Below are 12,566 nucleotides of genomic sequence, written 5' to 3' on the forward strand. Positions count from 1 at the left end.
ATGGCCGCCAAGTGGATCGAGACCCTGACCGGATCGCTCGAGCAGAAGAAGCAGTTCCGCCAGTACAAGGCCCGCATCGAGGCCCTCCCCGAGCCGTACGACCAGGCAGCGAAGGCGCTCGAGCGCTACCTCATGTACAGCTCGGGCCTCACCGACGGTGACACCTTCATGACGATGTTCGGCGACTTCGCCGACCTCTGGGAACGTGCCGCTGCCGACGAGACATCGGTGCGCGCGATCGTCGGCGACGACCCGGTGGAGTTCGCCGAGACCTTCGCCGCGGCCTACACCGGCAAGCAGTGGATCGACAAGGAGCGCGCCCGCCTGAACAAGGCGATCGACGACGCTGCCAGCGAGCAGGGGGACGCGTGAGCACCACACAGACCCCCGCGATCACGATCCGCGGGATGGAGAAGTCGTTCGACGAGCTTCACGTCCTGCGTGGCGTCGACTTCGACGTCGCGCGGGGCAGCATCTTCGCGCTGCTCGGCTCCAACGGCGCCGGCAAGACCACGCTCGTGAAGATCCTGTCGACGCTGCTCAAGGCCGACGCGGGGACGGCGACCGTCGAGGGGTACGACGTCGCGACGCAAGCGGCGGACGTCCGCGAGTCATTCAGCCTCACCGGCCAGTTCGCCGCGGTCGACGAGATCCTCAGCGGCCGGGAGAACCTCGTCCTCGTCGCCAAGTTGCGCCACCTCAAGGACCCGGGCGCGATCGCAGACGACCTGCTCGCCCGCTTCTCGCTCACCGACGCCGGCGGGCGCAAGGTGTCGACGTACTCCGGAGGCATGCGCCGCCGGCTCGACATCGCGATGAGCCTCATCGGCAACCCGCCGGTGATCTTCCTGGACGAGCCGACCACCGGGCTCGACCCGCAGTCGCGCCTCGAGGTCTGGGACACCGTCAAGGGGCTCGCTGGCCAGGGGACGACGGTGCTGCTCACCACGCAGTACCTCGACGAGGCCGAGCAGCTCGCCGACCGGATCGCGATCCTCCACGAGGGTCGGATCATCGCCAACGGCACCCTCGCCGAGCTCAAGCAGCTGCTGCCGCCCGCCGAGATCGAGTACGTCGAGAAGCAGCCGACCCTCGAGGAGATCTTCCTCGCGGTCATCGGCACGAACTCCAAGGACAACCGATGACCGCCACCGCGCACTTCCTCCCCGACACCGCCACGCTGACCGGACGATCCCTGCGCCACATCTCGCGCAGCCCCGACACGATCATCACCACCGTCGTCACCCCGCTCGCGATGATGCTGCTGTTCGTCTTCGTGTTCGGGGGCGCGATCGAGACCGGCCAGGACTCGGACTCGTACGTGAACTACCTGCTGCCCGGGATCCTGCTCATGACGATCGCCTCGGGCATCGCCTACACCGCGTACCGGCTCTTCACCGACCTGCAGGCCGGCATCTTCGAGCGCTTCCAGTCCATGCCGATTGCCCGCTCGTCGGTGCTCTGGGCGCACGTGCTGACCTCGCTCGTCGCCAACATGATCTCCGTCGTGGTCGTCATCGCCGTCGCGTTCGCCATGGGCTTCCGTACGAGCGCGAGCGTGCTCGACTGGCTCGCGGTCTTCGGGATGCTCCTCCTGTTCACGCTCGCGCTGACGTGGCTCGCCGTCATCCCCGGCCTGACGGCGAAGACGATCGATGGCGCGAGCGGGTTCTCGTACCCGCTGATCTTCCTGCCGTTCATCAGCTCGGCGTTCGTCCCCACCGACAGCATGCCGGGCCCGGTGCAGTGGTTCGCGGAGAACCAGCCGGTCACGCCCATCGTGAACTCCATCCGGGCGCTGTTCGCTGAGCAGCCCGTCGGCAACGACGTGTGGATCGCGCTCGCGTGGTGCGTCGGGCTCCTGGTCGTGGCGTTCGTCGGGGCGATGGCCACGTACCGCCGCAAGATCGCCTAATGGGAGTGCCGCGCCGGGACCCGGCGTGGCACTCTCGTACGAGATCCCTGTCCGCCATCGAGGAGCCCGCATGATCGAGACCACCGCCGCCCTCGGCATCGCGCTCGTGGCGCTCGGCATGGTGCTCACACCCGGGCCGAACATGATCTATCTCGTCTCGCGCAGCATCAGCCAGGGACCGGCGGCGGGACTCGTGTCGCTGCTCGGGACGATGGTCGGGTTCGCGGTCTACATGGTGATGGCCAACGTCGGGCTGGCCGCGGTGTTCGTGGTCGTGCCATGGCTGTACGTGGCGCTCAAGGTCGCGGGCGCCGCGTACCTCTTCTGGCTCGCGTGGAAGACCCTGCGGCCCGGCGGGCTCTCCGCGTTCGAGGCACGCGACCTCCCGCGCGACTCGCACCGGCGGCTGTTCACGATGGGCCTGACGACCAACCTGCTCAACCCCAAGGCCGCGATCATGTACGTGTCGCTGATCCCGCAGTTCGTCGACCTCTCGCGCGGCGACGTGGTGGTCCAGGGGTTCGTCCTCGGCAGCATCCAGATCACCGTCAGCGCCCTGGTCAACGCGTCGCTGATCGTGGTCGCCGGAGGCATCGCCTCGTTCCTCGCGAGCCGCCCGTCGTGGATGGCGTGGCAGCGCCGGATCAGCGGCAGCCTCCTCGGGATGGTGGGCATCAAGCTCGCCGTGGACGCTCCCAAGCCCGCGTGAGCCGAGCCACGAACGACACCCCGGACGAGACTCATCACGTCGCGCGTGACACCGTGCCGTCCTACGGTAGGAAGACGGCGCGCGAGATCATTGGGGGCGGTGTGGACGAGTCGACGGCCTCGTGGCAGCGCCGTGCGGCCGCGATGGTCATGTTCGCCGGCGCGTTCGTGCTCTGGCTGGTGTTCGTCGGGCTACCGACCGACGTCGTGCAGATCGTCGCGTGGCTGTGGGTCCTGACGATCGCGTGGAACACCGGGGCCGGCTGGCAGGCCCATCTCGGCTTCCTCAAGGACTGGTGGGGGCCGGTCGCGTTCCTGCTCGTCTATCTCTACAGCCGCGGGCTTGCCGACGAGCTGTTCGCGCTGCCCGTGCACGTCACGGAGCCGATCGTGTTCGACGAGTGGCTCGGCGGAGGCACGACGCCCTCGCACCTCCTCCAGGACTGGCTCTGCGACCAGCCGTGCTCGTACGCCTCTCCGCCGCACTGGTACGACATCATGCTGACGACGGTCTACTTCACGCACTTCGTCGCCGGGCTGACGATCGCCGTGGTCCTGTGGATGGTGAGTCGCCGCGAGTGGATGCAGTGGATGCGGCGCTACCTCGCGATCAGCTTCGGTGCGTTGGTCGTCTACATCCTGTATCCGATGGCGCCGCCGTGGATGGCGAGCCAGGACGGCTACCTCTCAGAGGAGGTCGCACGGCTCACCGGTCGAGGGTGGTCGACGCTGGGGCTCGGCGGGTTCCACCTCGCGCTCGCGAACGTCGGCAACCCCGTCGCCGCGATGCCGTCGCTGCATGCCGGACTCGCGGCGCTGATCGCGTTCTACGGGATCCAGCGGCTGCGCTCCTCGTGGCGGTGGCTGCTCCTGGCGTATCCGCTCGCGATGTCGTTCGCGCTGGTCTACTACGGCGAGCACTACGTCATCGACATCATCGCCGGGTTCGCGCTCGCCGGAGCGGTCCTGCTCGCGTGCGACGCGTGGGAGCGACGGCGAGGTCACAGGCCGAGATACAGCGCGAGCGCCTCCTCGACGGCCTCCAGGTCCGCGCGCTCGAGGTAGCCGACCGGGTCGCCGATCCGTACTTTCCGTTGGGCCCAACGGAAAAGTCTCGCCCCACCGGAATGTTCCGGTGGGGGACGCACTTTCCGTTGGGCCCAACGGAAAGTGCGCCAGGCGTCAGCGGTGGCGGGCCTCGGACAGCGCCCGCTCCTCCTCCGGGGTCAGGGTCTGCTCGCTGCTCCACGCGGTGACGCTCTTGGCGTACGTCCGGGTCTCGTTGCGGCCGTGGATCGACGTCAGGACGACGCCGGATCCTGAGTCGTCGACCAGCGCGAGCGTCCACGAGAGCGCGCCGCCGGTGTCACCGAAGGCGTCGTACCGGACGACCGCCAGGTGCCGGAAGGTCTGCGCCTGCGCGTCGGCCAGCGCAGCCACCTCTCGCCGCAGGGCAGCGGTGTCGCGCGGCAGGTGGTCGACCGTACGGCCGGACCGGCCGCGCTTGGGTGCGCGCGACGCGGCGGTCGCCGAGACGAGAAGCGCCCCCGCGGCCGCGACGAGGGCGAGGATCGAGATCGCGAGAGCCACGATCCTCACCCTAGGCCGCATGACCCTAAGGTGAGTGGATGGACAACGGTGTCATCTCCCCCGGAGTTGCCAGCGAGGTCGGACGGCTTCGTACGGTCATGCTCCACCGGCCGGGGCCCGAGCTCAAACGCCTCACCCCGCGCAACAACGACTCCCTGCTCTTCGACGGGCTCCCATGGGTCGGAAAGGCGGTCGCGGAGCACGATGTGTTCGCGGCGGCGCTCGCCGACCGGGGCGTCGAGGTGCTCTATCTGCGTGATCTCCTCGTCGAGACGCTGCAGCATCCGGCGGCGCACGCGACCGCGGTGGCCGACCTGACGGGTGACCTGCGTCTGGGCGACACGGTCTCTGAGTATCTCTCCGCCGCGTTCTCCGCGCTCGACCCCGACGGGCTCGCCGAGGTGCTGACCGCGGGGCTGCGCAACGATGAGCTCGACGGCGTACGGAGCGTGGTGACGACGCTGCTGCAGCCCGACGACTTCCTCGTGGACCCGCTCCCGAACCTGCTCTTCACCCGTGACTCGTCGGTGTGGCTGCGCGACGAGGTGGCGCTGACGAGCTTCGCGATGCCGGCCCGCGAGCGCGAGTCGCACCTGACGCAGCTCGTCTACGAGCACCACCCGCGGTTCTCGCACGTGCCGCGCGTGCACGGCCCGCACCTCGAGCACCTCGAGGGCGGTGACGTCCTCGTCCTCGGTGACGGGGTCATCGCCGTCGGCGTCGGCGAGCGTACGACGCCGGCGGGGTTCGAGCGGATCGCACGCCAGTGCTTCGCGCACGACCTGGCGACCACTGTGCTCGCCGTCCCGATCGCGCAGGACCGCGCGACGATGCACCTCGACACGGTCGTGACGATGGTCGACGTCGACGCGGTCGTCATGTATCCGGCGGTCGCCGACACGCTCCAGGCGTACGCGGTCACCGACGGCCACGGGACCGACCTGGCCATCGACGGGCCGGCGCCGTTCCTCGAGGCGGCCGCGAAGGCGCTGCAGATCGACCGGCTGCGCGTCATCGACACCGGCCTCGACGCCGTGACCGCCGAGCGGGAGCAGTGGGACGACGGCAACAACACCCTCGCGATCGCGCCGCGGCTCGCTGTGGCGTACGAGCGCAACGTCGAGACGAACGCGCGGATGGAGGCGGCCGGGATCGAGGTCATCCGGATCCCCGGCTCGGAGCTCGGGACCGGGCGCGGCGGGCCGCGCTGCATGTCGTGCCCCATCTCGCGCGACCCCGTGGCCGGCGGTTGAGCCTTTCGCTCTGAGACGCCCCTCGCGGAATGAAGCCGGATCCCATGTGGTTAGTTGCTATGCGGAACTGGTCACTGCCGACGTGGCCGCCATGACAGGGGGCCCCGGTGATCTCGACAGCGCGACGCACGCACTATCGAGTCACACTCGCCGTCCTGTGCGTCGGCGTCGCCTCGTTCGCGCTCGTGCAGTCGATGACCATCCCGGTTCTCCCGCGTATCCAGGACGAGCTCGGCACGAACCCGACGACGGTCACCTGGGTCGTCACCGCGTACCTCGTCTCCGCGTCCATCTTCACGCCGCTGGCCGGACGCCTCGGGGACGCGACCGGCAAGGAGCGCGTGCTCGTGTACGCGCTCGGGCTGCTCGCCGTCGGCTCCGTGATCGCGGCGCTCGCGCCGAACGTGGCTGTGATGATCGCCGCCCGGGTCGTCCAGGGCGTCGGCGGCGGCGTGGTGCCGCTCGCGTTCGGGATCATCCGCGACGAGTTCCCCGAGCCCAAGATCGCCGGAGCGATCAGCTTCGTGTCCGCGCTCATGGGCGCCGGCGGCGGGTTCGGGACGGTCGTGGCGGGCCCGCTGGTGGGCACGCTCGGCTACGCGTGGCTGTTCTGGCTGCCAGCGATCGTGACCGGTGCGGCGGCCGTCGCGGCGTGGCTGCTCGTCCCGGAGTCGCCCGTACGGACGCCGGGGCGCATCCCGATGATCCCGACGCTCCTGTTCGCCGGATGGCTGACGGCGCTGCTCATCGGCATCAGCGAAGGGTCGCGGGCCGGATGGGCGTCGCCGCTCGTGCTCAGCCTCCTGGTCGCGGCGCTCGCCCTGTTCGTCGGATGGGTGCTGGTCGAGAGTCGGGCGCGCGTGCCGTTCATCGACCTGCGGATGATGCGTCTGCCTGCGGTGTGGACCGCGAACCTCGTCGCGTTCCTCATCGGCGTCGGCATGTATGCGTCGTTCGCGTTCACCCCGCGGCTGCTGCAGACCGATCCCGACGTCGCCGGATACGGTTTCGGCGCGACGATCTCCGAGTCGGGCCTGCTGATGCTCCCCTCGGCACTCGGCGTCTTCCTGATGGGACTGGTCTCCGCGCCCCTCGCGCGCATCCGCGGTCCGAAGCCGGTCGTCGTGGTTGGCTGCTTCATGAGTGCGGTCGGACTCGGCTCGATGGGTCTGGTCCACCACGAGCCGTGGCAGACGGCGCTCGCCAGCGGGCTCTTCGGCATCGGGGTCGGCGCCGTCTTCGCGTGCCTGGCGAGCCTCGTCGTCGCCGCCGTGCCGCCGGAGCAGACCGGAGTCGCGACAGGGATGAACGCCAACATCCGTACGATCGGCGGCGCCGTCGGCTCGGCCGTCATGGCGACGATCGTGACCGGCAACCTCGGACGTGGCGGCGAGCCCCGCGAGGGCGCGTACGTCGGAGGGTTCCTGTTCCTCGGAGCGGTGGTGTTCGTCGCGGGACTGGTCGCCCTCGCGATCCCGAAGATGACCCCGCGCGAGCTCGAGGACGGACTCGAGGCGGGTGCGAGCGGTCAGATGTTGGAGCCGTCCGGCGGCGAGTCAGGGGTGGCGGGCTCACCGGCAGCGACGTCGCCGTCCGGCGCCGGGCAGTCCAGGTCGAGCGTGAACGCCGTCATCGACAGGGACCCGTACGTGTAGCCGTCGACGAGCACCTCCGCACCGCGCCCGGACTGATCGGCCATCCCGGCGAGATAGAGGAGTGGCAGGAAGTGGTCCGGTGTCGGCACCGCGTGGCGGTAGTCCGAGTGCGCGTCGAGCGTCGGGATGTTGGTCGGGTCGTCGGCCATCAGCTCCTTGGCCGACTCGTTGAAGCGGTGCGCCCAGTCGTACCCCTCCTCGGCGAGTCCCCAGTCCATCCCGCCGAGGTTGTGGACGACGTTGCCGCTGCCGAGGACGAGGACGCCGTCGGCGCGCAGCGCGTTGAGCTTCTGGCCGAGGTCCAGGTGGTAGTCGAGGCCCTTGTCGGCGTTGATGCTGAGCTGGACGACCGGGATGTCGGCGTCCGGGAAGACGTGGGTGAGCACGGACCAGGTCCCGTGGTCGATGCCCCACGAGTCCTTGTCCTCGCCGCACCACGTCGGGTGCACCGCGTCGGACACCTCCTCGTACAGCTCCGGCATGCCCGGCGCGGGGTACTCCACCTCGAACAACTCGCGAGGGAACCCGTAGAAGTCGTGGATGGTCCGCGGCGCCCGCATCGCGGTGACCGCGGTGGCGTTGATGTACCAGTGGGCCGACACGACGAGGATCGCTCGCGGCTTCGGCAGGGACTCGCCGAGCGTGCGCCAGGCCTCGGTGTAGCGGTTGCGCTCGAGGGCGTTCATCGGGTTGCCGTGCCCGATGAATGCTGCGGGCATGAGCGAGGGAGCTGCGGTGTCGGCCATGTCGCCATTGTCCCTTACGCCTTTCGGCCGCCGACAGGTAGTTGACTGTTCACCTAACCTCCTTGCGCTCGCTGCTCGAGCCAGTGGTGAGGTCGCTCTGTCGACAGAGGGAAGACCCCTGCGCTCCAGCGTCAGCCGTGCCCCGTCGGGGTCCCTGGGTGTCCCCCTCGGCGGGGCCGACGTGCGGATCCTCGACGAGGCGACAGGTAGGGAGTTGCCCCCGCGCGAGGTTCGACGCGGCCGGCTTGCCGCTGCCCCCCTTCCACCGAGGTGCGACCGGCGGCAAACGACCAGACCAATCCGCGGAGGATGCTCAGCACAGAGCCCGGGGGGTGAGGCCAAGCCTCCCCGTCGGTTCGGGTGGACGCGATTGGGTGGGCGTTCCAATGGGGCGGCCAGGACTGGAAGCGGCGCGTCCAACCGCTCCTGGAGGACGTCAAGGACGTCTAGAAATGCGAAACCCGAGCGCCACAACCGTCCGGAAGGGTCTCGGGTTGAATAGCTGCTCGGCGGCAACCCGGGCAAGCCGTAGCCAGTCCTCACCAGCCGTCGCCAACGTCTAAGCATCTCGAGCTCGCCGACGGTTCCGCACCTCGATGCTTGGCGTGTCCATCCACCGACGACGTCCGCATGTACAGGGTGCGCGAGCGCGCGCCGATTGTTGGGTAGGTCGGCCCTCTTTCACGCTCAGCGCGGCAGTTGGAGCTTCCGTTGCTGCCTCAGTCGGACTCGGCGGCGTCTGCGGGTTTTGACCCTGATCGAAAGCCGTTGTGCCAACGCGTGTCGCCACCCACGCTGTCAAGCAATTCAACACGGCCAGCAATACAGGAGGATCCATGAAGAACCATGTGAAGGCTGTTCTTGCGACAGCAGGGCTCGTGGCAGCGGCCGGTGTGGTCGGAGCGTCGCCAGCTTCTGCAGACACGTGCGGAAACACCCGGAACGTCTCCGTCACTGGCGCCCAGTCGCACTACACCATCTGGTGCAGTGGCGGCTACGCCAACATCGACGGGTGGGTGAAGGACACCAAGGCTGACGGCAAGTGCGCCGTGGTCAAAATCCAGGCTAGCGGCGAGACCTTCTACTCCAGGGCGTGTGGCAACGGCCAAACAGAGTGGTTCGTCGGGGAGAGCGCGACACCAACCAACACCATCAAGGTCTGGACCTACACGGAGTAGCACAACGCCTCGCAACACAACGGTTCCAGGGCGCATCGTTATCGGCATGACTCGTCTTGCGCGCAGAGTTCCCGTCGTTTTCGCCGCCGTTGCAGCGACAGCGGTTGTGGCCACCGCAGCCACCGCAGCCACCGCAGCCACGCTTGCCGCCGAAGAGAGTGCAGATCCTGGTAGTGAGGTGAACGTGGCCGGACCAGTCGCGACGGAGAAGTTTGTGTCCGTCAACGACGCCTTGGACACGCTCCGCGAGAAGTACTCCGGCTTTGCCGGGGCCAGCAACGATCTCCAGACGATGACCACGACGGTGCGCTGGAAGGGAACCGTCCCCAACGAATTGCGCAAGCTCGAGCGCTCAGGGCTCAACGGCATCACGGTGACCGCGCTGCCTGCTGCCTACAGCCAGGAAGAGATCAACCTGGCAGCCGACGCTGCGATCCACGCTCCTGGTGCCGAAGGCACGGTGATCGGTGCCGTCGGCACGCCTGACCGCTCCGGCCTGATCGTCGAAGTGACCGAGTCAGCAGTCGCGCGCCTAAGCAAGAGCGCTATCAGCCACGACGTGAAACAGGCGATTGCCGCCGCCGAACCCCAACTCGAAACGATCCCCGTTACCATCCGGCAGGCAGAACCTACGAGGCCCGCCATCGCGAAACCCGTGGCTCAGTAGGCGTTGCACTCGTAAATCTGTCTGATTCGACGCTTCGGCGAGTCCGGTCCTTCCGGACCGCTCGCCTGGCGAGAGGGAGAAGCGAGGCGCACCGTCCCCTCAGCCCGGAAACCGCGCTTTCGGTGAAGCTCGATGCTCTCCTGAGCCCGCGATGCCGACTCAGTACTCGATCACTACCCGGCCATCGAGCGAAGACTTCTGCGTCACCCCGCCGGGCCCCGTACGAGCAGGGTCGCGACGCGGTGGGCCAGGAGCCGTGCGACCACGACCGTGACGGTGATCCCGAGCGCTGCTCCGGCGACCACGTCGGCGATGTCGTGGACTCCGACGACGACCCGTCCGAGCGCCACCACGCCGGCCAGGAGCATCGCGTACCGCCACCACTGCGGCACCGCCAGCACCACCGCCGTCGCGAGACCTGCCGCGATCGTCGCGTGGTTGCTCGGCCACGCCCAGTCTCCGGCGCCGGGGCAGGTCGCGAGCACGTCCAGGGTGCGGCACGGACGCTCGTCGCGGACGAGGACCTTGAGCAGCTCGCTCGCGCCGTACGAGACCACGACTCCGATCCCTGCGGCGATACCGATCGCTAGCGGGCGCGGCCCACGCCCGTACGAGGCCGTCACGAGGAGCAGCGCGAGCGCGACGAGGCCGATGTCCGGGAGAAGGAGAAGGGCGTTCGAAAGCGGCGACGGGAGGCCCGCGAAGGCCTCGGCGATCAGGTGTGAGAGGGGATCGGTGATCAGCACGTCGCGACCGTACGGCGGTGCGGCCCGTGGTTCGTCGGTCTGCGGGGTCGTCCTGGCGAGGGCGTGTCAGACCTGGGTCGTAGGGGTGGTCGGGGACAGCACGACGCCCCGCCAGCTGCGTGAGCGGCGGGGCGTCGCGCGGGGGTTTCGACAAGCTCAACCAGCGAGGGTTTCGACAGGCTCAACCAGCGACTTCCAGGCGAGCCTTCAGACCGTCGAGCTCGGTCCAGAGCACGGCCGGCAGCTTGTCGCCGAACTTCTCGAACCACTCGTTGATCTGCGGGATCTCGGCCTTCCACTCGTCGACGTCGACCGCGAGCGCCTTGGCCATCTGCTCGTCGCTGACGTCCAGGCCGTCGGTGTCGAGCGCGCCGGGCGCCGGCACGAGACCGATCGGCGTCTCGACGGCGTCGACCTTGCCCTCGATGCGCTCGACGACGTACTTGAGCACGCGGCTGTTCTCGCCGAAGCCCGGCCAGAGGAAGCCGCCGTCCTCGTCACGACGGAACCAGTTGACGTAGAAGACCTTGGGGAACTTCGACTCGTCGTTGTTCTTGGCCATCGAGATCCAGTGGCTGAAGTAGTCACCGGCGTCGTAGCCGATGAACGGCAGCATGGCCATCGGGTCGCGACGGACGACGCCGACCGCGCCGGTCGCCGCAGCGGTGGTCTCGGACGACAGCGTGGCGCCCATGAAGGTGCCGTGGGTCCAGTCGCGGGCCTCGGTCACCAGCGGGATGGTCGTCTTGCGGCGACCGCCGAAGAGGATCGCGTCGATCGGCACGCCGTTCGGGTCGTCGTACTCCGGCGCCAGGATCGGGCACTGCCGGATCGGGGTGCAGAAGCGGCTGTTGGGGTGCGACGAGAGCTCGTCGGACTCGGGGGTCCAGTCGCGGCCCTTCCAGTCGGTGAGGTGCGCGGGCGCCTCGTCGGTCATGCCCTCCCACCAGACGTCGCCGTCATCGGTGAGCGCGACGTTGGTGAACACCGAGTTGCCCTTGGCGATGGTGCGCATCGCGTTGGCATTGGTGTCCCAGCCGGTGCCCGGCGCGACGCCGAACAGCCCGAACTCGGGGTTGACCGCGTAGAGGCGGCCGTCGGCGCCGATGCGCATCCACGCGATGTCGTCGCCGAGGGTCTCGACCTTCCAGCCCGGGATCGTGGGCTCGACCATCGCGAGGTTGGTCTTGCCGCACGCGCTCGGGAAGGCGGCCGCGATGTACTTGACCTCGTTCTCGGGCGAGGTGAGCTTGAGGATCAGCATGTGCTCGGCGAGCCAGCCCTCGTCGCGACCCATGACCGAGGCGATGCGCAGCGAGTAGCACTTCTTGCCGAGCAGCGCGTTGCCGCCGTAGCCGGACCCGTACGACCAGATCATGCGCTCCTCGGGGAACTGCACGATGTACTTGGTGTCGTTGCACGGCCACGGCACGTCCGCCTGGCCGGCCTCGAGCGGAGCGCCGACGGAGTGCAGCGCGGGGACGTACGAGGCGGTGGTGGCCTCGATCTTGTCGAGGACCTCGCGGCCGACGCGGGCCATCACGGTCATCGACGCGACGACGTAAGCGGAGTCGGTGATCTCGACGCCGAACATCGGGTGCGCCGAGTCGAGGTGGCCCATGACGAACGGGATGACGAACATGGTGCGGCCTCGCATCGACCCGTCGTACAGGTCGGTCATGAGGCGCTTCATCTCGGTCGGCGCCATCCAGTTGTTGGTGGGGCCGGAGTCGGCCTCGTCAACGCTGCAGATGAAGGTGCGGTCCTCGACGCGCGCGACATCGGTCGGGTCGGAGGCGCACCAGAAGGAGTTGGGCTTCTTGGTCTCGTCCAGGCGGACGAAGGTGCCGGCGTCGACGAGCTCGTCGGTGAGGCGGGTCCACTCGTCGGGGGTGCCCTCGATCCAGGTGATCGAGTCGGGCTTGGTGAGTGCGGCGACCTCGTCGACCCAGGCCTGGAGCTCGGCGTGACTCGAGCGGTAGGTGGTCGTCAGGGGGTCGCTGGTCGTGATATCTGCGGCCATGATGTTTTTTTGTCCTTCTCGCATCGCGATTCAAGCGTGTTGATCGCACTGCCCGTGCCATCCTGTGGCCGGCCAGCTGATGTGG

General features: G+C 68.6%; 12 protein-coding genes and 1 pseudogene. 9 read left to right on the plus strand and 4 right to left on the minus strand.

The features are described from left to right. The 5 genes from H4N58_RS01005 to H4N58_RS01025 all read left to right on the plus strand — a co-directional run bounded on the left by H4N58_RS01005 (nucleotide 1) and on the right by H4N58_RS01025 (nucleotide 3,688). Nucleotides 1-372, plus strand: a complete 372-nt coding sequence (locus H4N58_RS01005) for a DUF1048 domain-containing protein (RefSeq protein ID WP_167001049.1) — start codon at nucleotides 1-3, stop codon at nucleotides 370-372. Nucleotides 373-407: 35 nt separating this feature from the next. After that, nucleotides 408-1,145, plus strand: coding sequence for an ABC transporter ATP-binding protein (locus H4N58_RS01010; protein ID WP_167002223.1), 738 nt, complete (start codon nucleotides 408-410; stop codon nucleotides 1,143-1,145). Further along, a complete protein-coding gene (locus H4N58_RS01015; RefSeq protein WP_167249421.1) occupies nucleotides 1,142-1,915 on the plus strand; it encodes an ABC transporter permease in 774 nt (257 codons plus the stop codon). Before H4N58_RS01010 ends, H4N58_RS01015 begins: the two co-directional genes overlap by 4 nt. 70 nt (nucleotides 1,916-1,985) lie before the next feature. Next, nucleotides 1,986-2,624 carry a LysE family translocator gene (locus H4N58_RS01020; protein ID WP_167249419.1) on the plus strand — a complete coding sequence of 213 codons (639 nt, stop codon included), beginning with the start codon at nucleotides 1,986-1,988 and terminating at the stop codon, nucleotides 2,622-2,624. Beyond that, nucleotides 2,621-3,688, plus strand: coding sequence for a phosphatase PAP2 family protein (locus tag H4N58_RS01025; protein ID WP_167249416.1), 1,068 nt, complete (start codon nucleotides 2,621-2,623; stop codon nucleotides 3,686-3,688). Before H4N58_RS01020 ends, H4N58_RS01025 begins: the two co-directional genes overlap by 4 nt. Nucleotides 3,689-3,805: 117 nt before the next feature. On the opposite strand, the gene H4N58_RS01030 is transcribed toward H4N58_RS01025, so the two are convergent. Further along, the gene (locus H4N58_RS01030; protein WP_243842848.1) at nucleotides 3,806-4,213 is read right to left on the minus strand and encodes a DUF4446 family protein; all 408 of its coding nucleotides are present in this window, start codon (nucleotides 4,211-4,213) and stop codon (nucleotides 3,806-3,808) included. A 38-nt stretch (nucleotides 4,214-4,251) separates the two neighbouring features. On the opposite strand from H4N58_RS01030, the gene H4N58_RS01035 reads away from it, so the two are divergent. Both H4N58_RS01035 and H4N58_RS20480 read left to right on the plus strand, forming a co-directional pair. Further along, nucleotides 4,252-5,466: an arginine deiminase gene (locus tag H4N58_RS01035; RefSeq protein WP_167249414.1), complete on the plus strand. Its 1,215-nt coding sequence runs from the start codon at nucleotides 4,252-4,254 to the stop codon at nucleotides 5,464-5,466. A 194-nt stretch (nucleotides 5,467-5,660) separates the two neighbouring features. Continuing rightward, nucleotides 5,661-6,902 (plus strand): annotated as a pseudogene (locus H4N58_RS20480) (MFS transporter); the annotation flags it as partial. Between the two features lie 92 nt (nucleotides 6,903-6,994). Here the strand turns inward: H4N58_RS20480 and ygiD are convergent. Further along, on the minus strand, nucleotides 6,995-7,867 hold the full coding sequence (gene ygiD / locus H4N58_RS01040) for a 4,5-DOPA dioxygenase extradiol (RefSeq protein WP_208322844.1): 873 nt from the start codon (nucleotides 7,865-7,867) through the stop codon (nucleotides 6,995-6,997). A gap of 836 nt (nucleotides 7,868-8,703) precedes the next feature. On the opposite strand from ygiD, the gene H4N58_RS01045 reads away from it, so the two are divergent. After that, nucleotides 8,704-9,045, plus strand: a complete 342-nt coding sequence (locus tag H4N58_RS01045) for a hypothetical protein (protein ID WP_167001060.1) — start codon at nucleotides 8,704-8,706, stop codon at nucleotides 9,043-9,045. 46 nt (nucleotides 9,046-9,091) lie between these two features. After that, complete coding sequence (locus H4N58_RS01050; RefSeq protein WP_167249412.1) at nucleotides 9,092-9,712, plus strand: hypothetical protein; 621 nt, start codon at nucleotides 9,092-9,094, stop codon at nucleotides 9,710-9,712. A gap of 203 nt (nucleotides 9,713-9,915) precedes the next feature. Here the strand turns inward: H4N58_RS01050 and H4N58_RS01055 are convergent, their stop codons facing one another. Continuing rightward, complete coding sequence (locus H4N58_RS01055) at nucleotides 9,916-10,458, minus strand: phosphatase PAP2 family protein (RefSeq protein WP_167249410.1); 543 nt, start codon at nucleotides 10,456-10,458, stop codon at nucleotides 9,916-9,918. 181 nt (nucleotides 10,459-10,639) lie between these two features. Next, entirely contained in the window at nucleotides 10,640-12,481 is a 1,842-nt protein-coding gene (locus tag H4N58_RS01060) for a phosphoenolpyruvate carboxykinase (GTP) (RefSeq protein ID WP_167001066.1), read from the minus strand. Between the last annotated feature and the right edge of the window lie 85 nt (nucleotides 12,482-12,566).

This window comes from Mumia sp. ZJ1417 (genome assembly GCF_014127285.1).
Classification (GTDB): domain Bacteria; phylum Actinomycetota; class Actinomycetes; order Propionibacteriales; family Nocardioidaceae; genus Mumia.

What these genes read in the sequence shown, in the direction of transcription:
- H4N58_RS01005 (WP_167001049.1), top strand. Translation starts at nt 1, where the DNA reads ATGGCCGCCAAGTGGATCGAGACCCTGACCGGATCGCTCGAGCAGAAG.
- H4N58_RS01010 (WP_167002223.1), top strand. Translation starts at nt 408, where the DNA reads ATGGAGAAGTCGTTCGACGAGCTTCACGTCCTGCGTGGCGTCGACTTC.
- H4N58_RS01015 (WP_167249421.1), top strand. Translation starts at nt 1,142, where the DNA reads ATGACCGCCACCGCGCACTTCCTCCCCGACACCGCCACGCTGACCGGA.
- H4N58_RS01020 (WP_167249419.1), top strand. Translation starts at nt 1,986, where the DNA reads ATGATCGAGACCACCGCCGCCCTCGGCATCGCGCTCGTGGCGCTCGGC.
- H4N58_RS01035 (WP_167249414.1), top strand. Translation starts at nt 4,252, where the DNA reads ATGGACAACGGTGTCATCTCCCCCGGAGTTGCCAGCGAGGTCGGACGG.
- ygiD (WP_208322844.1), bottom strand. Translation starts at nt 7,867, where the DNA reads ATGGCCGACACCGCAGCTCCCTCGCTCATGCCCGCAGCATTCATCGGG.
- H4N58_RS01045 (WP_167001060.1), top strand. Translation starts at nt 8,704, where the DNA reads ATGAAGAACCATGTGAAGGCTGTTCTTGCGACAGCAGGGCTCGTGGCA.
- H4N58_RS01050 (WP_167249412.1), top strand. Translation starts at nt 9,092, where the DNA reads ATGACTCGTCTTGCGCGCAGAGTTCCCGTCGTTTTCGCCGCCGTTGCA.
- H4N58_RS01060 (WP_167001066.1), bottom strand. Translation starts at nt 12,481, where the DNA reads ATGGCCGCAGATATCACGACCAGCGACCCCCTGACGACCACCTACCGC.